The 20689-nt window shown below is 57.9% G+C and carries 19 protein-coding genes; 6 read left to right on the top strand and 13 right to left on the bottom strand.

Annotated features, from left to right (window positions below; genetic code table 11):
• Positions 1 to 2 precede the first annotated feature (2 nt).
• From Q1A32_RS16955 to Q1A32_RS16940, 4 genes are all read right to left on the bottom strand, one after another.
• Positions 3 to 1076: an ABC transporter ATP-binding protein gene (locus tag Q1A32_RS16955; protein WP_299655792.1), complete on the bottom strand. Its 1074-nt coding sequence runs from the start codon at positions 1074 to 1076 to the stop codon at positions 3 to 5.
• A gap of 3 nt (positions 1077 to 1079) precedes the next feature.
• Positions 1080 to 1970 (bottom strand): carbohydrate ABC transporter permease, encoded by an 891-nt coding sequence (locus tag Q1A32_RS16950; protein ID WP_299655789.1) that lies wholly within the window; start codon positions 1968 to 1970, stop codon positions 1080 to 1082.
• A complete protein-coding gene (locus Q1A32_RS16945; protein WP_299655786.1) occupies positions 1963 to 2862 on the bottom strand; it encodes a carbohydrate ABC transporter permease in 900 nt (299 codons plus the stop codon). Before Q1A32_RS16945 ends, Q1A32_RS16950 begins: the two co-directional genes overlap by 8 nt.
• Before the next feature lie 72 nt (positions 2863 to 2934).
• Positions 2935 to 4161, bottom strand: coding sequence for an ABC transporter substrate-binding protein (locus tag Q1A32_RS16940; protein ID WP_299655782.1), 1227 nt, complete (start codon positions 4159 to 4161; stop codon positions 2935 to 2937).
• A gap of 187 nt (positions 4162 to 4348) precedes the next feature.
• Between Q1A32_RS16940 and Q1A32_RS16935 the strand changes: the two genes are divergently transcribed.
• Positions 4349 to 5401 carry a LacI family transcriptional regulator gene (locus tag Q1A32_RS16935; protein WP_299655779.1) on the top strand — a complete coding sequence of 351 codons (1053 nt, stop codon included), beginning with the start codon at positions 4349 to 4351 and terminating at the stop codon, positions 5399 to 5401.
• A 2-nt stretch (positions 5402 to 5403) separates the two neighbouring features.
• Here the strand turns inward: Q1A32_RS16935 and Q1A32_RS16930 are convergent, their stop codons facing one another.
• From Q1A32_RS16930 to Q1A32_RS16890, 9 genes are all read right to left on the bottom strand, one after another.
• Positions 5404 to 6549: a M56 family metallopeptidase gene (locus tag Q1A32_RS16930; RefSeq protein WP_299655776.1), complete on the bottom strand. Its 1146-nt coding sequence runs from the start codon at positions 6547 to 6549 to the stop codon at positions 5404 to 5406.
• Positions 6536 to 6931: a BlaI/MecI/CopY family transcriptional regulator gene (locus Q1A32_RS16925; RefSeq protein WP_299655773.1), complete on the bottom strand. Its 396-nt coding sequence runs from the start codon at positions 6929 to 6931 to the stop codon at positions 6536 to 6538. The genes Q1A32_RS16930 and Q1A32_RS16925 overlap by 14 nt, the downstream gene beginning before the upstream one ends.
• An 80-nt stretch (positions 6932 to 7011) precedes the next feature.
• The gene (locus tag Q1A32_RS16920; protein ID WP_366141243.1) at positions 7012 to 7281 is read right to left on the bottom strand and encodes a DUF2160 domain-containing protein; all 270 of its coding nucleotides are present in this window, start codon (positions 7279 to 7281) and stop codon (positions 7012 to 7014) included.
• Positions 7282 to 7409: 128 nt separating this feature from the next.
• Entirely contained in the window at positions 7410 to 8207 is a 798-nt protein-coding gene (locus Q1A32_RS16915; protein ID WP_299614623.1) for a carbohydrate ABC transporter permease, read from the bottom strand.
• Between the two features lie 204 nt (positions 8208 to 8411).
• Positions 8412 to 9275: a carbohydrate ABC transporter permease gene (locus tag Q1A32_RS16910; RefSeq protein ID WP_299655770.1), complete on the bottom strand. Its 864-nt coding sequence runs from the start codon at positions 9273 to 9275 to the stop codon at positions 8412 to 8414.
• On the bottom strand, positions 9272 to 10357 hold the full coding sequence (locus tag Q1A32_RS16905; protein WP_299655767.1) for an ABC transporter ATP-binding protein: 1086 nt from the start codon (positions 10355 to 10357) through the stop codon (positions 9272 to 9274). The genes Q1A32_RS16910 and Q1A32_RS16905 overlap by 4 nt, the downstream gene beginning before the upstream one ends.
• Positions 10357 to 11421, bottom strand: coding sequence for an ABC transporter ATP-binding protein (locus Q1A32_RS16900; RefSeq protein ID WP_299655764.1), 1065 nt, complete (start codon positions 11419 to 11421; stop codon positions 10357 to 10359). The genes Q1A32_RS16905 and Q1A32_RS16900 overlap by 1 nt, the downstream gene beginning before the upstream one ends.
• Positions 11422 to 11515: 94 nt before the next feature.
• A complete protein-coding gene (locus tag Q1A32_RS16895; RefSeq protein ID WP_299614619.1) occupies positions 11516 to 13249 on the bottom strand; it encodes an ABC transporter substrate-binding protein in 1734 nt (577 codons plus the stop codon).
• A 249-nt stretch (positions 13250 to 13498) separates the two neighbouring features.
• Positions 13499 to 13879 (bottom strand): carboxymuconolactone decarboxylase family protein, encoded by a 381-nt coding sequence (locus Q1A32_RS16890; protein ID WP_299655761.1) that lies wholly within the window; start codon positions 13877 to 13879, stop codon positions 13499 to 13501.
• Between the two features lie 438 nt (positions 13880 to 14317).
• Here Q1A32_RS16890 and Q1A32_RS16885 point away from each other — a divergent pair, with 438 nt between their 5' ends.
• The 5 genes from Q1A32_RS16885 to goxB all read left to right on the top strand — a co-directional run bounded on the left by Q1A32_RS16885 (position 14318) and on the right by goxB (position 20431).
• The gene (locus Q1A32_RS16885) at positions 14318 to 15064 is read left to right on the top strand and encodes an ABC transporter substrate-binding protein (protein ID WP_299655759.1); all 747 of its coding nucleotides are present in this window, start codon (positions 14318 to 14320) and stop codon (positions 15062 to 15064) included.
• Between the two features lie 3 nt (positions 15065 to 15067).
• Positions 15068 to 16534 carry a HAMP domain-containing sensor histidine kinase gene (locus Q1A32_RS16880; protein WP_299655757.1) on the top strand — a complete coding sequence of 489 codons (1467 nt, stop codon included), beginning with the start codon at positions 15068 to 15070 and terminating at the stop codon, positions 16532 to 16534.
• Positions 16531 to 16923, top strand: coding sequence for a response regulator (locus Q1A32_RS16875; RefSeq protein ID WP_299614614.1), 393 nt, complete (start codon positions 16531 to 16533; stop codon positions 16921 to 16923). Before Q1A32_RS16880 ends, Q1A32_RS16875 begins: the two co-directional genes overlap by 4 nt.
• A 407-nt stretch (positions 16924 to 17330) precedes the next feature.
• Positions 17331 to 19355 (top strand): CTQ-dependent glycine oxidase GoxA, encoded by a 2025-nt coding sequence (gene goxA, locus Q1A32_RS16870; RefSeq protein ID WP_299655755.1) that lies wholly within the window; start codon positions 17331 to 17333, stop codon positions 19353 to 19355.
• Complete coding sequence (gene goxB / locus Q1A32_RS16865; RefSeq protein ID WP_299655753.1) at positions 19352 to 20431, top strand: glycine oxidase maturase GoxB; 1080 nt, start codon at positions 19352 to 19354, stop codon at positions 20429 to 20431. Before goxA ends, goxB begins: the two co-directional genes overlap by 4 nt.
• Positions 20432 to 20689: the final 258 nt, after the last annotated feature.

Here is a 20689-nt window from a genome sequence, read left to right as displayed (position 1 = left end):
GATCAGATCCTGAGTTCGGTGGTCTTGTCAAACAGCGATGCGCGGGCGGGATCAAATCCGATCAGGATGCTGTCACCGGTCGACACTGCCGCCTGCCCGTCCATTCGAATGCGGATCGGCACACCGGCAAGGCTGGCCCATGCGAGGGTGTCCGAACCCATCGGCTCGACAATGTCGATTTGCACCTCAGCGGATACAGGCAGGTCCCTGGCGGCGTCACCGGACATAATGTGCTCAGGCCGGATGCCCAACCACGCGGGGACATTTGCGGCATCGCCCTGAAACGCATAACCCGCCAACGTGAATTGCGTGTCCCCGGTCACGAACGCCCCATCCTCGACCGCGCCTTCGAAAAAATTGATCTCCGGACTGCCAATGAACCCCGCCACGTATTTGTTGACCGGCCGGTTGTAGATTTCCGTGGGCGTGTCGAGTTGTTGAATGATCCCGCTTTTCATGATGGCAATGCGGTCGGCCAGCGTCATCGCCTCCACTTGGTCATGGGTCACATAGATCATCGTGTTTTTCAGGTTGTGATGCAGGCGCTTGATCTCGACCCGCAGGTCGGCGCGCAGCTTGGCATCGAGGTTCGACAGCGGTTCGTCAAACAGGAACACATCCACGTCGCGCACCAAAGCCCGGCCAATGGCGACGCGCTGTCGTTGCCCGCCGGACAAGGCCGCAGGCTTTCGGTGCAGAAGCGGCTCGATCTGCAGGATTTCGGCGGCCCGCGCGACGCGCTTCCTGATCTCGGCCTTATCCATCCGCGCGTTTTTCAGGCCAAAGGACAGGTTCCCCTCAACCGTCATCTGCGGGTAAAGCGCATAGGATTGGAACACCATGCCAATGCCCCGGCCCGACGGTTCTTCCCAAGTGACATTGCGGTCGTTGATGTGGATTTCTCCATCAGTCGGATCCAGCAGCCCCGCGATGCAGTTCAGCAGCGTGGATTTCCCGCAGCCCGAGGCCCCCAGCAGCACCAGAAATTCGCCCTCGGGGATGTCGATGTTGAGGTTGTCCAGCACCGTGAGCGCACCGAATTTAAGGGTCAGGTCTTTGACAAGAACAGAAGTCATGGATCAGCCTTTCACCGCGCCCGCGGCGATGCCTCGGACAAACAGCTTGCCGGATGCGAAGTAGATGATGAGGGGGACAAGGCCGGTCAGCAGCGTGGCGGCCATGTTGACGTTGTATTCCTTGATGCCCTGCACCGAGTTGACGATGTTGTTGAGCTGCACGGTCATCGGATAATCGGCGGGCTTGGTGTAGATCACGCCAAACAGGAAATCGTTCCAGATGCCGGTGACCTGCAGGATAATCGCCACCACGAAAATGGGCAGGGACATGGGCAGCATGATGCGAAAATAGATACCCCAGAACCCGGCCCCATCGACACGTGCCGCCTTGAACAACTCCTCGGGCACCGAGGTGAAGTAGTTGCGGAAGAGCAGCGTCAGGATGGGCATCCCAAAGACCGTGTGCACCAGCACCAGCCCCCAAACGTTGCCGTACAGTCCCAGTTCGCGCAAGATAATCACCAGCGGGTAGAGCATCACTTGATAAGGGATGAACGCGCCCACGATCAGGATGGTAAAGAACACCTCCGATCCTTTGAACTTCCAATTGGCCAGCGCGTAGCCGTTCACGGATGCAATCGCGATGGACAGGATCACCGACGGGATCAGGATCTTGACCGAGTTCCAGAAGCCCCGGCTCAACCCCTCGCAATTGATGCCGGTGCACGCCTCGGCCCATGCCTTGACCCACGGTTGATACGTGATCTCGACCGGTGGGGAAAAGATGTTGCCGATGCGGATTTCCGGCATGCCCTTCAGCGATGTCACGATCATCACGTAAAGCGGCAAGGCATAGTAGGCCGCGACAACGATCAATGTGCCGTAAAGCATGATGTTGGTGCGGGAAAAACGGCGGCGCGGTTTGGGACCGCGCGGGGTGATCACATCAGCCACGTTTCTTCCCTCCGAATTCCAGATAGGCCCACGGGATAAGGATGATGATCACGCTCACCAACATCATGGTCGATGCGGCAAAGCCTTGGGCCAGGTTCTGCGCGCGGAACATGTAGTTGATCACGTATTTGGCCGGCACTTCGGATGCGATGCCAGGACCACCATTGGTCTGTGCCACCACCAGATCGTAAATCTTGATTATACCGCTCGCGATCAGCACCAGCGCGGTCACAAACACGGGCCGCATCATGGGAATGATCACGCGGACATAGGTCTTGATCGTGCCAATCCCGTCGACGCGCGCCGCTTTCCAGATGTCTTCATCAATGCCGCGCAGACCGGCCAGCATGATCACCATGATCAGGCCCGTGCCTTGCCACAGCCCCGCAATCAGGATGCCATAAATCACAATGTCGGGGTCATTGAGCGGATTGAAGGCAAAACTCTCCCAGCCCATCGACCGCACGACATTCTGAACCCCCAGATCGGGATTCAAAATCCACTGCCACGCCAACCCGGTGACAACAAAGCTGAGGGCAAAGGGATAGAGGAAAATGGTGCGAAACACGTTCTCGCCCCTGATCTTGCGATCCAACAGGGCGGCGAGGGTGAAGCCAATGAGCAACGTAAAGATCATCGAAAAGAAGCCGTAGATGGCCAAATTCTCGATCGAGATCAGCCAGCGCCGCGTGCTCCACAGCCGCTCGTATTGGTCAAGGCCAACGAAGTTCAGCTTCGGCAGCAGCTTGGACGAGGTGAAGGAATAGACCACCGTCCACGCCGTCCCACCCACGAAGACCACCAATGCGGTCAGGACCATAGGCACGGATGCAATCTTGGCCGACAGGTTGCGGAACAGGCCCGAAGGCTTCCGCGCTTTGGAAGAAGACATGGCTCACCCCGTCACATGTCGCACTGCGCCTGCCCGGTGGAAACGACCGGACAGGCGACTGGGAGGCGCGCCTTAGTCAGCAGACGCGATGATGTCGGCGTAGCGCTCTTGCGCGTCACCGGCAGACATGTCCGAGGTCCAGAACTCGGCCATCAGATCCTCGATCTGGGTTTGGGTATCCGCAGACAGGTTCATGTCGCCCGAGGGCATGACGCCGCCTGCCTTGAGGATATCGAGACCCTTCTGCATGCAGTCATTGGCCGCACTCAGGTCAATGTCGCCGCGCACCGGCAGCGACCCCTTTTTGAGGTTAAAGGCCACCTGCACCTCGGGCGAAATCAGGGTCGAGGCCAGCGCCATCTGCGCGGCTTTCGTCTCTTCATCGTCGATCACCGGGAAGTAGAACGCGTCGCCCCCGGTATCGAGGATTTCGTTCACGCCCAGACCGGGCAGACAGGTGTAGTCTTCGCCCGCGACCTGACCGGCCACTTGGAACTCACCCTGCGCCCAGTCCCCCATGATCTGGCCGCCTGCGTTACCGGTGATGACCATGTTGGTCGCCAGGTTCCAGTCCTGCACATTGGAATCCGCCGCAAAATTGCGGGCATCCACCGCCGCCTCGAACACGGCGGCATATTCCGGGCCGCGGGCCGTGTCAGCATCCTTGTCGACGACAACCTTGCGCCAGGCATCAAGGCCCGCGATGGCAATGGTCATCACACCAAAGGCACCGTTCTGCTGCCAGCCCTGCTGCCCCATGGCCAAGGGCACAATCCCGGCCTCTTCGAGCTTGGGCGCGGCGGCGGCAAATTCGTTCCAGTTCGACGGTACGGCTGTGTCGATCTTGGCAAAGGCATCATGGCTGAGCCAGATCCACTGCCACGAATGGATATTCACGGGCACACAGTAGATGCGCCCCTCGAACGTGCACGCATCCAGCAGGGACGGCGGGTTCACGATTTCTTTCCACCCCTGCTCTTCCGCCAGGTCGGTAAGGTCCGTCATCAGGCCCGCTTCGATCAATTCTTCGGCCTGACGTCCGTGGTTCAACTGCGTGGCACCCATCGGGTCCCCGCCCAGAATGCGGCTGATGATGATGGGCCGTGCGGTGCCGCCCGACCCCGCGATGGCACCGTCCACCCACTTGTTGCCCGTGGCATCAAACGCTTTGGCAAATTCGGCCACGGCAGCCGCTTCACCGCCGGACGTCCACCAATGGGTCACTTCCAACTCACCCGCATGGGCCGCCGTCGCGACACCCAACGCGGCAGTTGCCATCAGTTTTGTAAAAGTTTTCATCTTGAGTCCTCCCTGACTTCTAAATCGTTATAGTAATTGCTACAACGATTTAGATTTTTCGATCAAGCTAGAATTTTGCTATGGCTCGAATTAATCATCGACGAGAATGCAACGGCTTGAATCCGTTGACATCGCCCCGGCCAACCGGCAGGGCACTCATGCGGATACGCGCCGGAAAGGGCCCGAAATGACCAAATCCGGGACCCCGGACACCCCCACACCCGTCGCTCTGGAACCGGGCGAACGACCCACACTCAAGACGATTGCGCGGCTGTCTGGCTTGGCTGTGCCCACGGTGTCGCGGGCTTTGGCCGACGCCCCGGACATTCGCAAGAACACCAAGGAACGGGTGCGCGATATCGCCAAGCAAATCGGCTATCGTCCCAACCGCGCGGGCGTGCGCCTGCGCACGGGGCGTACCAACGTGATCAGCATCGTGATGTCGACCGAACATGACATGATGAACCACACCGCGCGCCTGATATCGTCGGTCGCGTCGTCGTTGCGCGGCACCCAATACCACATGATCATCACCCCCTATTTCCCGGACGAAGACCCCATGGTTCCCATCCGCTACATCGTGGAAACCGGCAGTGCGGACGGGCTGATCATCAACCAGATCGAACCGAATGATCCGCGCGTGGACTACCTGCTGGATCACAAGTTCCCGTTTGTGACCCATGGCCGGACGGAAGCCTGCGACCGTCACGCCTATTTCGACTATGACAACACCAGCTTTGGCGCATTGGCGGTCAAGGCATTGGCCGCACGCGGGCGCAAACACATTGCCATGCTGGCCCCGCCGCAAAACCAGACCTATGCCCAGAACATGATCGAAGGGGCCACGCGCGCGGCGGCTGAGTACGGGGTGCGGTTTTCGGTGATCGACGGCGCCGACGCCCATCAAGACAACCCGGTTATTGAACAAGCCATGATCCCGCTGTTTGAACGCAAAGACCGCCCCGATGGGTTGATCGCGCCCAGCATCGGCGGTTGCGTCACCATGGTCTCGACCGTGGAACATATGGGATTTGTGCTGGAACAGGATTTCGATGTGGTCGCCAAGGAAGCGATCACCTTCCTGCGCCGCTTCCGGTCCGGCATTCTGGTGGTGGAGGAAGATATTGATCAGGCGGGCAACTTCATGGCGCGCGCCCTGATGCACCGGATCAACGCCCCGACAGAGCCGCCAATGCAAGAGCTGGACCACCCCAACGACAGCGCGTGGCGGTCAGATTAGGCTTAGTTCCGGATACGCCCGAACGTGGACAGACGGTTGATCTCGTCCAGCCGTTCAAGATTCACGACCGTCGACAGCATAAGCCGGTCCTGGCTCCAGTCTCCGGGCCGTTGAATGGCGATGGCGGTCAGCATGATCGCCCCAATCAAGGGCAGCAGCGTCGCCATATACAGCAGTCGAGGACGGCGCAGATGACGGAGGTCCAGCAGCGACGTGATCCGCCGTTCCAAAAATGTCATCCGTCCGTCGCGCAGTGCGGACCGGTCCGCCGTCACCAGCGTCACCTTGGGCACCGCCACAACGAACATCCGGTCCTTACGCAAAGTCTGCTGGCACACCGCCAGCAACGTATCGCAATAGGCGCGCACGTCGATGCGGCCCCGGTTCAGCACCTCGGCATCGCAGGACAGCTCACGCAGGTTTTCCACCTGCCGCTTCCACGCGTGATAGGCCGGGTTGAGGAAAAAGAACGGCTTGAGTGTCTCAAGCACGATCTCCCATTCGATATCGCCTTGGCGCAGATGCTGGAATTCATGGGCAAGCGACACCGTCAACTCTTGCCGCTGCCCCAGCATGTGGGACGGGATGACCACGTAGTAGTTGCGCAATCCACGGGTCGAAAAAGGTACCAGCGTCTTGTCCGACAGACGCAACCGAATGCGGCCAAAGCTGCGCCACGCATAGCTGGCCGACACGATACTGTGCAGGCAGAACATGGAATACGCCAGCCGCCCTGCCCCTATGACAAGGCCCACAAGGAAAGCACAGATCACGGCCCATGCCATCCATCCCGCCGCATTGACGACGTTATTGGTAAAGGTGTCACGCAGGTTCACAAGCCGTTCGAACTCGGTCGCCTGCATTTCGAACCCGCCATTCAGATAGTAGGCCACCACCATGTCCGACAGGTTCATGTTCACCGATTTGGCATATCCGCTTGATTGCAGCGTGGTGAAGGCAAGGATCAGGAAGGGCGACAGGACAATCGCCACAAACACCGCGTTCAGCAGGCGCAATTGCGTGGCGTAACTGTGGCTAAGCCCCAAACGGTGAAAAGCGTACCGTGCAACTGACCAAAGGGCATAGGCCACGATCAGCAGAATATTGGCATTGATAAAAGTGTCGAGCAGCGCGTCACCCGGAATCATTTTTCAACCTCCGATCCACAAGTGCCCGGATTTGCCCCAATGCTTCCTCTGTCAGCGCATCATCATTGACCAGCCGCGCCACGAGGGACGCGGGCGTATCGTCAAACAGCTTCATCGACAGATCCTTGAGTGAGCGTGTCTGGTACGCATCCTTGGCCAGCGTCGGTTTGAACACATGCCGCTTGCCGTCCTTGCGGCTGGTCACGAATTCCTTCTGTTCCAGAATGCGCAGGATCGTCGCGGCAGAGGTATAGGCAAGGTCCCGACCTTCCGGCAACTGGTCCAGAACATCCCGTACGGTGCCCTCTCCCAGTTCCCAAAGCTCGGTCATGAACTCCAGTTCAACCTCGGTCAGCAGTTCGCTTTTCTTCTTTTGTCTCATGCCGTCCAATCCAAGACGTATCGCTCACTCTTTACGCGGGGTGAGTAAATACGAAAACCTTTCTGTTACAAAACGCTTTTTCACACCTTCCAGAAGCAGAAGATGCCCCAACCGATGGCCAGACCCAGCGGGATCCACAGCGGTTGCCCCATCAGACCCAGCCATGCAAGGAAGATGTAGGCCGACCCCAACAGCGAGATAAACAGCCGGTCCCCCAATGTGGTCGTCAGCCCAAGGATACCCTGCCGTTCGATCCCGTCGCGGTACTTGAACACCTCCAGCACACCGATGATGGCGATGGCCCCGAAGATGCAGCAGAAGAGCACAAACGTGGCTGGGGTCCATGCCATCCAGAACGCAGGCCAGAGCGGATCAGTCCACGAAAACCCCTTGTCTTCCTGATTGTTGGCGACATTGCCCCAGCCTTGGGCCCACGTCGTCGTGGGCAAAACAGCAGCAAGATAGACAAGACGTTTCATCACACCCTCCCCAGGGCAAAGCCCTTGGCGATGTAGTTGCGGACAAAGTAGATCACGATGGCGCCGGGAATGATCGTCAACGTCCCCGCCGCCGCCAGCAGGCCCAGCTCATATCCGGCAGACGACGCCGTCTTGGTCATCTCGGCGGCGATGGGCTTGGCCTGAACAGCCGTCAGCGTCTTGGCCAGCAGCAGTTCAACCCAAGAGAACATGAAGCAGAAGAACGCCGCCACCCCAACGCCTGCCTTGATCGTTGGCAGGAAGATCACGACGAAGAAACGCGGGAAGGAATAACCGTCGACATAGGCCGTCTCATCAAGCTCCTTCGGCACGCCGCCCATGAATCCCTCCAAAATCCACACCGCAAGCGGGATGTTGAACAGGCAATGCGCCAACGCCACGGCGATATGTGTGTCAAAGAGGCCCACCGATGAATAAAGCTGGAAGAACGGCAAGGCGAACACGGCCGCCGGCGCCATCCGGTTTGTCAGCAACCAGAAAAACAACTGCTTGTCGCCCAGAAACCGGTAACGCGAAAATGCATAGGCCGCGGGCAACGCCACAGCGACCGAGATCACCGTATTCATCGACACGTAGATGATCGAGTTGATGTAGCCCCAGTACCAGCTCGGATCGGTAAAGATCACCCGGTAGTTTTCCAGCGTGAAGGTCTGGGGGAACAGGCTGAACCCGGACAGGATCTCGTTCGTGGTTTTGAACGACATCGCCACCAGCCAATAGATCGGCAGCATCAGGAACGCGATGTAGAGGATCGGGATGAGGGAGCGTTTACGCACGAGCAGACCCTCCGCCAAAGGCCGCATGCGCCAAGCCCGACCTCGGGAGGTGGCTGTGCTTGGTGCGAGCTGCGTTCCAAGAATTGCAGATGTCCCGAGTGCCACAGTTGTTGCGGTAAGCCCTCCCGGGGGGGAGGTCGGGCTTGGCGCATGCGCGCCGGTTGAGCGCGACGTCAGCCGTCACGCAATGCTCAAACGACACATTCATTGCGCGTCATCCTTCGTCATCAGAGTATAGAACAACCACGACACCAGCAGCGTGATCGCGAAATAGATCAGGCTCATCGCTGCCGCAGGCCCAAGGTCAAACTGCCCCAAGGCGATCTTCACCAGATCAATCGACAAGAGCGTCGTCGAGTTCCCTGGCCCACCACCGGTTAAAACAAACGGCTCCGTATAGATATTGAAGCTATCCATGAAACGCAGCAGGATCGCGATGGTCAGCACCGTCTTCATCTTCGGCAACTGGATGTACCGGAACACCTTCCAGGGCGACGCCCCATCAATCTTGGCCGCCTGGTAATAGGCATCCGGGATCGACACGAGGCCCGCGTAACTCAGCAGCACCACCAGCGATGTCCAGTGCCACACATCCATGACAATGATCGTCACCCACGCCGCAAAGGGGTTCTGGGTCATGTCATAGGAAACGCCCAACACGTCATTCAGGAAGTATCCCAGCAAGCCGATTTTGGGCAGGGTAAAGATGTTCCACATCGCCCCCACCACGTTCCACGGGATCAGCATCGGCAGCGCCATCAGCACCAGACAGACCGGCACCCACATGCCCTTCTTGGGCATGGACAGGGCGATGATGATGCCCAGCGGAATCTCGATGATCAGGATCAGGAAGGTGAACAGGAACTGCCGCCCCAACGCCGCCTGAAATCGATCCGACCGCAGAATCTGTTCGAACCAATCAAGGCCCTGCCAGAAGAATACGTTGTTCCCGAACGTCTCCTGCACCGAATAATTGACCACCGTCATGATGGGCACCAGCGCGTTGAACGCGACCAGCAGCAGCACGGGCAGGACAAAGAACCACGCCTTTTGGTTTTCGGTTTTCATGTGCGTGCCGACCCCTCATTTTCAGTAGACAGCCAGCCGTCTCTGTAGAGGCGCGTGTGATCCGGGCGAAACGCCAAATGCACCTCCGCCCCCTGCTCTGGTAATTCACCCTCGACGATGGCTTTGACCGGCGTATCTCCCACCACAGCTTCAACCACCGCATGGCGGCCGACATCCGACACTTTACTGACGCGTGCAGGCAATCCGGAATGGGCAAGCGACACAAATTCAGGACGGATGCCAACCTGCGTTGTTCCCCCCTGCCCCGTGACGGCCCCCTCAAGCGTGATCCGATTTCCCTGGAACGACACCGCACCGCCCGATTCCTCAGCGGGCAATACGTTCATGCCGGGCGAGCCGATGAAGTGGCCCACAAACGTATGCTGAGGCCGCTCGAACAACTCGACCGGCGTGCCGATTTGCACGATCTCACCGTCCTGCATCACCACCACCTGATCGGCAAAGGTCAGCGCCTCGGTCTGGTCGTGCGTTACATAGATCATCGTCGCCCGCACCCGCTGGTGGAGTTCTTTCAGCTTTGACCGCAGCTTCCATTTCAGATGCGGGTCGATCACGGTGAGCGGCTCGTCGAACATCACGACATTCACATCGTCGCGAACCAGCCCCCGACCCATGGAAATCTTCTGCTTGTTGTCGGGCGACAGGTGCGAGGCGCGGATGTCGAGCATCTCCTCGACCTCCAGCATCTTCGCAATCTCGGCCACGCGCCGCGCAATCCGTCCTTCGTCCACGCCGCGATTGCGCAAGGGAAAGGCCAGATTGTTGCGCACCGTCATCGTGTCGTAGATCACCGGGAACTGGAACACCTGCGCAATGTTGCGCTGATCCGGCGGTAGGTCCGTCACGTCACGATCATCAAAGAGGATGCGCCCCTCGGACGGGGTGAGCAGGCCCGATATGATGTTCAAAAGCGTGGACTTGCCACAGCCCGACGGCCCGAGCAGCGCATAGGCGCCGCCGTCCTGCCAATCGAGGTCAATCTCTTTCAGCGCATAGTCCGCAGGCCCGGTGGGGTTCGGCATGTAGGAATGGCGTAGATTGGAAAGGGTGATCTTTGCCATTACGCCACCAACTTTCCGTCTTGCGTGAAATAGAAGGCGTGGGACGCATCCATGTAAAACTCATGCGCCTCACCCACCTCGTAGGGATGCACGCCATGGGCCAAAGACACCCAGCCATCGTCGCCCAATTGAAAGTGGGCACTGGACTCGGACCCGGACAATTCGGTTACCAAAACCTTACCAGATAATTTAACATAATCTGTCCCCGCGGGGACAGGTGTCACGTGGTGGGGACGAATGGCAAGGGTATAGGCCCCATCCGGCAGACCCGCCGCAGCGCCCGACACGGTCCAACTTGCCCCTGTATCGAGGGTCGCGGTGTCACCAACCTTGGACATCCGCGCCGCATTGATCGGCGGGTCCGAAAAGACACGTGCTGCGGTGAGATTCTCGGGCTTGCGATAAATCTGCGCCGTGGTGCCGTACTGCGTGACCACCCCGTCGTCCATCAATGCGGTCTTGCCGCCCAGTAACAACGCCTCTTCCGGTTCGGACGTGGCGTAGACCACAACCGCCCCCCGCCCTGCAAAAAGTTCTGGCAGTTGCTCGCGCAATTCTTCGCGCAGCTTGTAGTCGAGGTTCGCGAGCGGCTCGTCCAGAAAGACAGCGCGGCTTTCCTTGGCGATCGCGCGCGCCAAAGCGCAGCGCTGTTGCTGCCCGCCCGACAATTCCTGCGGGCGGCGGTTCAGCATCGGGCGCAGTTGCAGGATGTCCGCCGCTTCCTCCACCCGGCCCTGAATTTCGGACTTCGCCATGCCTGCAACCCGCAAGGGGGAGGCGATGTTGTCGTAGACCGTCATCTGCGGATAATTCACAAAGAACTGGTGCACGAGGCTGACGTTGCGTTTCTGCGTGGACAGGCGCGACACGTTCTGCCCGTCCATCCAGATCTCGCCTGACGCCAGCGGATCAAGGCCCGCCATCAGCTTGATCAGGGATGTCTTGCCCGATCCGGTCTGGCCAAGCAGGACGTTGAAATGCCCCGTCTCCAGCACCAGTGAGGTCGGCTTGATATGTGTGACCCCGCGGATCACCTTGCTGGCCGATTTCAGCTCGATTGTCATGGGTTGTATCCAGTTTCCGTAGAAAGCCGGGGCACCTGTAGGGCCCCGGCCACTGTCAGCCCACACGCACTCACCGCGCGGGCTGACTGGGAGTTTAGTTCTGCCAGCGGGCCACGAGATCGTCGTAGTTGACGGTCTCGCCCTGAGGCTTCTCGTTCTCCAGCTTGGGCTTGGCACCGCCATTGGCGAACCAGAATTCCGCGTCCTGTTCGTCGTTCAAACGAGGGCCACATCCGCCATAGACACCAGCCGCTTCGTCCGCCTGCTGCATCCGGGCCATGGTGATGTCCATTTCCTCGGCCAGACGGTCCATCGCTTGCTGAGGTGTGAAGGCACCGGAGTTCACGTCACCGATTTGCTGCCACCAGATTTGGGCCAGCTTGGGATAATCGGGCACGTTGATGCCGGTTGGCGACCATGCCACGCGGTCAGGCGAGCGATAGAACTCGACCAGACCACCCAGTTTGGGTGCGCGTTCGGTGAAGCTTTCGTGGTTGACCGAACTGTCGCGGATGAAGGTCAAACCCACATGGGACTTCTTCACATCGACGGTCTTGGACGTCACGAACTGAGCATAGAGCCATGCGGCCTGCGCACGTTCGGACGGTGTGGATTTCAGGAAGGTCCAGGACCCCACATCCTGATAGCCAACCTTCTGCCCTTCGGTCCAGTATGGGCCGTGCGGGCTGGGGGCCATCCGCCACAATGGGTTGCCATCATCGTCCACGGTGTTGTTGCCTTCGGACTTCGGCTTGACCATGTCGGCGGTGAAGGCGGTGTACCAGAAGATCTGCTGGGCCACGTTGCCTTGCGCCAATGCGGGCAGCGACTGGTAGAAGTCATAGGATGCCGCGCCGGGTGGTGCGTAGTTCCGCAGCCATTCATCCCATTTGCGGATCGCATAGACCGCCGCCGGACCGTTGGCCGCACCGCCACGGGTGACGCTTGCACCCGCCGGATTGCACGAGCCGGCTTCCATGCGGATGCCCCATTCATCGATTGGGATACCGTTTGGCTCGCCCACTGACCCGGTGCCTGCCATGGACAGCCACGCGTCGGTCATACGCCAACCAAGGTCGGGCGCGCGCTTGCCGTAATCCATGTGACCATAGATCGCGACGCCGTCGATTTCCTTGACGTCGTTCGAGAAGAACTCTGCGATGTCCTCGTACGCGGACCAGTTGACCGGGACGCCCAGTTCGTAGCCGTATTTGGCTTGGAACGCGGCTTTGTTGTCTTCGTCATCGAACCAGTCCTTGCGGAACCAGTAGAGGTTCGCAAACTGCTGGTCTGGCAGCTGGTACAGGTTGCCATCGGGGCCAGTGGTGAACTGGATGCCCATGAAGTCATCAAGGTCAAGCGTCGGGCTTGTCGTGCTTGCCCAATCCCCCGCCATCTGTTCGGTCAGGTTGTAGGCCAGTTGCAGGCGTGAGTGCGTGCCGATCAGGTCAGAGTCGTTGACATAACCATCATAAAGATTCCGCTGGGTCTGCATCTGTGTTTGCACAGCCTGCACAACCTCACCTTCGCCAAGGATCTGGTGGTTCACCTTGATCCCAGTGATTTCCTCGAACGCCTTGGTCAGCACTTCGGATTCGTAGCCGTGGGTCGGAATGCCCTCGGACAGCACGTTGATTTCCATGCCCGAGAATGGCTCGGCCGCGCCGATGAACCACTCCATTTCAGACATCTGCTCTTCTTTCGAAAGCGTGGATGGCTGGAATTCCTGGTCAATCCATTTCTGGGCTGCTGCCGTATCGGCAAAAGCAGTTCCATGCCCCGCAATGACTGCAGCAACAGCCGTCGCGGAGAGAAGATACTTGCGCATCTTGTGTCCTCCCAAATTTTTAGTTGAGCCGGTTTTTGCCGACTTGGCTTACGATAGGCTCAAAGTAAATTTTCTGTCAAACTAAAAAGTTAGTAGACATTTGTTATTTAAAATCAGCGCACTAAAGCAGAAGATCGGCTCCAAAGCCCTTTGGGACGGTTGCTGGCCAACTGTGAGCGGACGCAGCGTCCCGCCCATACGATCAGTTGGATGTCACGGCTTTCGGTGGCTGTTCAACAAGGCAAACGATCACTCTTCGTCCAGAACCCGCCGGGCGACACGAAAACATTCCAGCCCCTGCGGCACGCCGCAATAGATCGCAACCACGTGGATGATCGCACGAATTTCCTCGCGGCTGACACCGTTCGTGATGGCCCCGCGGCAGTGGATTTCCCACTCGCTCATCTTGCCCAGCGCGCCGATCATGGCGAGGTTCATCATTGATCGCGTCTTGGCATCGATCACGTCATCACCCCAGCCGAAGCCCCAGCACCATGCGGTCATTGCCTCTTGGAACGGCCGCGAGAAGTCATCCGCTGCCGCAAGGTTCTTTTCCACATACTCTGCCCCCAAAGTGGCCTTGCGCTGTTCCAGACCTTTCAGAAACAGATCTTCGTCAAAGGTGCTCATCGTTGCTCTCCTGATATCTTGCGCGCAGGTCCGCATGTTTCGATGTGGCGCGCAAGCCCGCGTCGCCGTTCGGGACGCAAGCACAAGAGGTTCGCACCCCTCGTTTGGTTGGCTGGATGACTTGATAACTCACGCGCCGGACATGGGGACACGGCCACTTCAGGTGCAGATATGCAGGTATACAATCCTTTAACCAGTCTGTGTGACATCTGGCATATGTCCGTACGTGAGGGCGAAACAAAACGGAGGATGTTATCGCTTGCTTTTGGTGAAGGTCGCGGATTTTGAGACTGTTGAGAAACCCTGTCGAGCTCTCGCGTGATTTGTTTTTGATGCCCATGCACTTACAGCTTATACACCCGGTGATTGAAATACCGCGTTTGCGTCCGCCATGGCGCATCAAGATACGACAAACGGTTCAAGGACCGAGGAGATAATATGAAAACATTGCTTCACTTGGTCATGCTGGCGGTGCTGTTCGCCACGTCAGTGCATGCGAGCGATGACAAGCCGACCATTCGTGTTGTGGCCGATGAGTGGCCCCCCTTTTCAGGGGTCGACCTGCCGAACAACGGGCTGTCCATTCACGTCATTTCCGCAGTATTCGAGCGGGCGGGCTATGCTGTCGAAAGCGATGTACTGCCGTGGGCGCGGATCATGGATGGTGCGCGGCGCAGTGAATTCGATGTCGTTGGAAGTCTCTTTTACGATCCCAGCCTGACGGAGTTTCTGGATTACGGAGACCCTTTTTACACCACCAATGTGCAGCTTGTTCAGCGTGTTGGTGGCGACCACGTCTTTACAAGCGTTTCCGAGTTGCAGCCGTACAGTATCGCCGTCGGTGACGGGTTTCTCTACGAAGATGAATTTGACCGGGCGGACTATTTGAATAAAGTGACCGTCACAACGACCCTGCAAGCCCTTCGGATGGTCGCATTCGAGCGAGCCGATCTGACGCTCGATAGTGTTGATGTCGTCAACTATGCAACCGATACGCTTGACCCGGATCTGTCTGGTCGGCTTGAGTTTGTGCCGGGTGTTCTGACATCGCAAGACATTCACATGGCAATGCGAACGGACTTTCCCAACCTCGAGCAGACGCTCGATGATTTTAATGCAACGCTGCGGGAAATGCGGTCGGATGGATCGCTCGCGGAAATCCTCGCTCAGCATGTTAAACCGTAGCGCATGACATTTGTCCGCACTGCCCTGCGCGACAGGCTTGGTCTTCGCCTTGTTGTTGTGACCTTGCTGGTCAGCACGCTGTTCTCGGCAGTCGCTGCAGGTGTGCAGCTTTACCTCAGCTATCAACGGCAGGTTGGAACAGCATTTCAGGTCGTGGACCGCGTCAGTGCAACTGCATTGGAACCACTCCAGAATGCGCTCTGGCAGTTTGATTTCGAACAGGTCGATATCATCCTGCGCGGTATTCAGTCCGACCCTGCCGTTGCCCACGTGCTTTTGAATTCATCCACCGGGCATGTATTTGAATTCGGAGACAGCGAATACAAAGAGCGGAAGACGAACTTCGAACTCGTGCATCAGGTTGATGGGGACGAGGACCTGATTGGGTCGCTCACGATATACTTGTCGCTCGACACGATCTGGGCAAGCCTGTGGGCACAGTTTCTGACGCTGGTCGCAACGAATTTGATCAAGGCATATCTGGTCGCCATTGCGCTGCTTGTTTTCTACTACAGGCTTGTGACGCGTCACCTGTCCAAGATCGCCAGACGTGTAGAAGCCTTTGATGAGCCGAACGCACCGTTGGGGCTGGAACTGGACCGCCCTGCTACACATCGCGCGGATGCCATCGACAAAATCGTGTCGGCGTTGAATGACATGAGCCTTAGATCAGCCCTTCAGATCGACGCGCTTGAGCGCGAGGTCGCACAGCGCAAAGTCGCGGAGCAAGAAGCGTTGACCGCGTCACTGGCGCGCAAGCGGTTCCTTGCAAACATGAGTCACGAGATCAGAACACCGCTCAATGCGATGATGGGCCTGTTCCAGTTGATCGAAATGTCTGACGTCCCGGAACGGCAGAAAAAGCAGGCTTCTACCGGGCTCGAAGCCGCGAAGGTCATGCTGAGCCAACTGACCAATGTTTTGGAGGTGTCTCGTATCGAAGCAAATGCGGTGAAGCTGACCCGGCACCATATCGATACGAGAAAGCTTGCGGACCAGTGGGGCGAAACCGCCGAAGGTGCCGTGCAGCGGTATGACAAGGATATCGAAGTCATAGTGGAAGTCGCCGATGACGTGCCTGCCACGCTGCATGTCGATGACAAGCGTGTCACTCAAATCGTGCACAACTTGTGTGACAATGCCGCGAAATTCACCATGGAAGGCAAGATCCTGATCCACATCGGCTGCGCCCCACAAACGGACCCCGAAATGGTGACGATATCGGTGTCTGACACGGGGGCAGGCCTGCCAGCTGACGAGGTGAGCGCCGTTTTTGACAGGTTCGCGCAAGTTGACGACAGCCTGACAAGGCGTCATAGCGGTACAGGGCTTGGCTTGTCGATCAGCGCAGACCTCGCAAAATTGATGGGTGGCGAACTGTTCGCAGAGTGCCCGTCACCGTTGAGCGGCTACAATACGACATTTACTCTGCACATCCCGGCCCATCATATGGGGGAAAAGACTGCATGACCCAATTGCCGAAAAAAGTGCTTCTTGCCGAAGACGACGGTTTCACCCGCTACATGATGGGCGAAATATTTCACACTTTGGGCTTCGATTTTGACGTCGCCAAGGACGGTCAGGAATGCGAAGACATCTTGCGCGCAAACCCCGGTGCCTACGGCGTGGTGTTGATGGACATCCACATGCCCCGCATGTCCGGCGTGGATGCCACCCGCACGATCCGTGAAACCGCATCGGATCCGCCCAAGAACATTCCGATTATCGCCGTCACTGCCGACAGCGACTACCACGATGATGAAGCCATCCGCGAGACGGGAATGAATGGTTATCTACGCAAACCGATCGTGGCGACGGAAGTGAACGACGTCATTGATCGCTATTGTTCCGCAGCCTGACAGGGCGCTCCGTCTGAACGCAACTAGGTGGGCTTGGTCATTCGGCTCGGGTGGCGCGCTTGGAACAACTGTGGCAGTTCTTCCAGGTAGAGCATAACTGCGCACCTTTTTTGACCATCCGGAGCTGCCAAGCCATTTTTGCAGGCCAAATACTGACTTTGCGATGCGGAATGTGCCTCCCACTAAGAGAAAGAGCGTTCAAATGTGGTCACTCAATAAGCGTGCCTTGCACTCCAAATCTACGTGAACAAGGTTGGCTCTCAACCTGCCTACACCATCGACACAACATCATGTGTCGGCCCGTCTCATCACCATGCCTGACCAGTGAACACCCACACCTCCTGGTTGATTTTTTTCGTCTTTGCATAGACGCTGATACCCAGCGACGCATTTTTTAAGGACGTATTATGCCAGACCAGCCATTAGCTTCACGCCGTCAATTTCTTGGGATGGCATCCAGCGCCGCGTTGATTGCCGGTGCGCCTTGGCCTGCACGCGCCAACGTCTCTACCCAGAATGTCTATGATGTGGCGCCGTCCGGCGCGGCGGTGGCCAAAGTGCGCATTTACCCAGCGCTCGGGATTTGCAGAGTTGGTGGTTCGCCAAAATGGTTCTACGCACCCGAGGTACCCGGACTGCCGCCGCAACCGGACGATGGCACGTTCAAGGACGGTTCGGAAAAGATCAAAAAGCAGGTGCAGCGATTCCGCGTGTACGCCTTTGACGCAGATGACCAGATCATCGGTGAGGTGACCGGCGACAGCATCACTTGGGGCGTTCATCTCGCCAACACAAAAGCCAATTGGTACGGGTTCAACAATCCGTTGGACAACGGGCCGCTTGCACCGGGATTGCCTTCGCAGAAACGCAACCAGTACTTCGTGTCAAATGCGGATCGGGAAGAGAACCTGATCATCGACGGCGGCGCACTGCAGATTTCGGGACTTGAGGTCAATCAGTCGGGTGGTGATCCCGCATATCAATTCGAAGGCACCTTTTGGGGCGGGCAACCCGATGCAATTTCGGTTGACCTTGGGCAGCTCAGAACGGACGACGCCGGCCGTTTACTGGTGGTCCCGCCAGATGGAGTTTCCAACTCCCCCAGCGATGCGCCAATCACCAGCTTTGCCGACAACAACGCCTGGCATGACGATTGGTGCGATGGGCCTGTGACCGCGCGGGTCACCGTTGGCGATCAGGAGTTCGAAGCGGAGCCGTCTTGGGTGGCGTGTGTCGGTCCAAATTTTGCACCGGAAATCCCGCCGATCACCACCCTTTATGACGTGATCGAAGATATGAATGTCCAGGAAGGATGGTCTGACGCGCCAGAGCTGCCACTTTCGTTCATGAAATACGTCTATCCCACGTTTCGGCGCGTGGCCTTGATGGAGTGGGTCACCCAAGCCGCGAACCTGCGTCAAGGATGGATGGCGATCGGAGACCTGGGCGACCCTGATTACGTGGCGCGGCTGGCTGATCCCGATCCGTCAAACGCTGATTTCCGTCAGTCCATCTTCGATCTCTTCCGCGATCCCTACAACCTGAGTGACAGCGCCTATCTCGAAGAGCGCCTCAAGATTCCGTATATGCTGGGCGACGGGGTGAACTACGATGGCAGCCCATTGCAGTGGTTCCAGTTCCCAAAGCTGCAATACGATTACTTGCGCATGTGGGCAGCCGGTGAATTCGTGAATGACTATAATGGTCAAGTCGCCGAAGACGGCGTGACCGACTACCAGACATTCGACGATATTCCACTTGAGCTGCAACCGGGTGCCTTGACCCAAGCCGCGCTTGAGCCGTGTTCAGGTGGTGCCTTTCACCCCGGTGTCGAGCTGACCTATTACCTGCGCATCAAGGAAATGTATGCGCGCAATTACGACGAAACGGCAGAGCCGTTTCGCATTGCGCATGGTGCCCGGCCAAGCCTGAACCAGAACCTTGGGCGCCTTTTGACACCTGAGGTTGCGTTTGCCGGGTTCGAGGACACGCCGCCGCCCCTCGGCCCGCAGATGGCAGGTGATTTGACGAGATGGATGGGGCTTCCGTGGCAATGCGATGCGTTCAGTTGCCAACAGGTGTTGATGCAACAGAACTATCCCATCGCAGTATGGTGGCCCGCCCTGCTGCCCATCGATGTCTTGCCTGAACCGTTTTACATGGCAGGCCTTGATGAAAATCTGACAGAGGAAGAGCGCGAAAAGTTCTTTGCCAACCGTGTCAACTGGTCACGGGGGGTCGCGGGGATCGGATATCATGCCAATTCAAGTTACTGGGATGGCATCACCAATATGATCACGGTTTGGGAACGTATGGGCTTTGTCGTGCGCATGCCCTCCCCCCAAGGCGACGTGTTTGTGGAAATGCAGCATGCGGACAACATGGAAACGCGGTTCCAGTGGAACCCGGGTCAGGGGATGTTGCCGAATTGATCCACGATGTTGCCGTTCTTGGCGGTGGGATCGCTGGTGCTGCGGCGGCCTTGCGTTTGGCGCAGGGTGGTGTGCGACCGATTTGGATCGCGCAAGATCGGCAGGATGCGTTCAAGCCGGGTGAACACCTGAGCGCTGCCGCCATACCCCTACTCAAGCGCCTTGGGTCCGACGCAATGCTGCGATCTGAAGTGCACCGGCACGCCCATAGCACGTATTCCGCGTGGGGCAGTGATCTGCTGATCGAACGCAATGCCATTGTGCAGCTTGAAGGACCGCCCACCGTTTTGGACCGGTGGGCTTTCGAGGCAGCCTTGTCCGCACAGGCGACCGCCGCGGGCGCTGACCGGATGGATCATGACGTGATCGATTTTCGGATTGCGGATGGCCTGTGGCAGATTGAGACGGCAGCAGGTCAGGTCCAGACGCGGTTTGTGTTTGACGCGACAGGGCGCAAGGCAATGGTCGCCTCTAAGTTCGCGCGGAGATTTCAGGCGGATAAGTTACAGTGCCAATACGCGCTGTTCGCATCGTCTGGCGAAACGGCGCCCAGGCCTGTCACGTTGATCGAAGCGCAGGAACATGGCTGGTGGTACATGTCTGTGCTGGCCGATCAGCGCGTCGTCGTGAACTATTACTCTGACGCAGATTTGCCCGGATTTGGAAATGCAGATCTGGAAGCGAATGCGCAGCTGACGACCGCAATTGGCGCCTACCTGTCAGACTATGGGTATTCTATGTGCGGGACGCCAAAACGGATCGCTACAAACAGCAGTTGGATCGCGCCATCAATAGGTGCGGGTTGGGTTGCGATCGGGGATGCTGCCGCAGCGTTTGATCCCTTATCATCGCATGGCATGACGACCGCATTATGGACCGCCATCGAAGCTGCCGATGCATTTGTTGCGCAAGATCGGGATCGAATGCTCGCCTATGCTGAGAGCGTGGCCAAGGGCGTCGAGGACTATTTGATCGCGCAGCAGGCGGTCTACCGTCGAGAAACAAGATGGCCAGGCAGCACCTTTTGGCAGCGTCGAACGGAAAGAGCGGAGCAGGAAACAGACGCTGCAGTCTAGCAGTACGCCCACGTTTTCGGTGCGATTTGATCGAGTGGCGCAGACGCACGCATAAGCGGCCGGAACTACACGTCCGACCTTAGAACAAAGTCAAACGGGCTGACGGTCCAGACCTGCTACGCTCGCTGACTGACACACGAAATTGTAGTTTATGATCAATGAATTGCACCGATCCTCCGTCAGAAAAATCAACAAATTCAATCATAACGGGTTTCTTCGAATCGAAATTGCTAGGATGCTGGGCCTGATTTTCAAGGA

The organism is uncultured Tateyamaria sp., assembly GCF_947503415.1.
Taxonomy (GTDB): Bacteria; Pseudomonadota; Alphaproteobacteria; order Rhodobacterales; family Rhodobacteraceae; genus Tateyamaria.
This window is presented reverse-complemented; position numbering and strand designations above follow the sequence as displayed.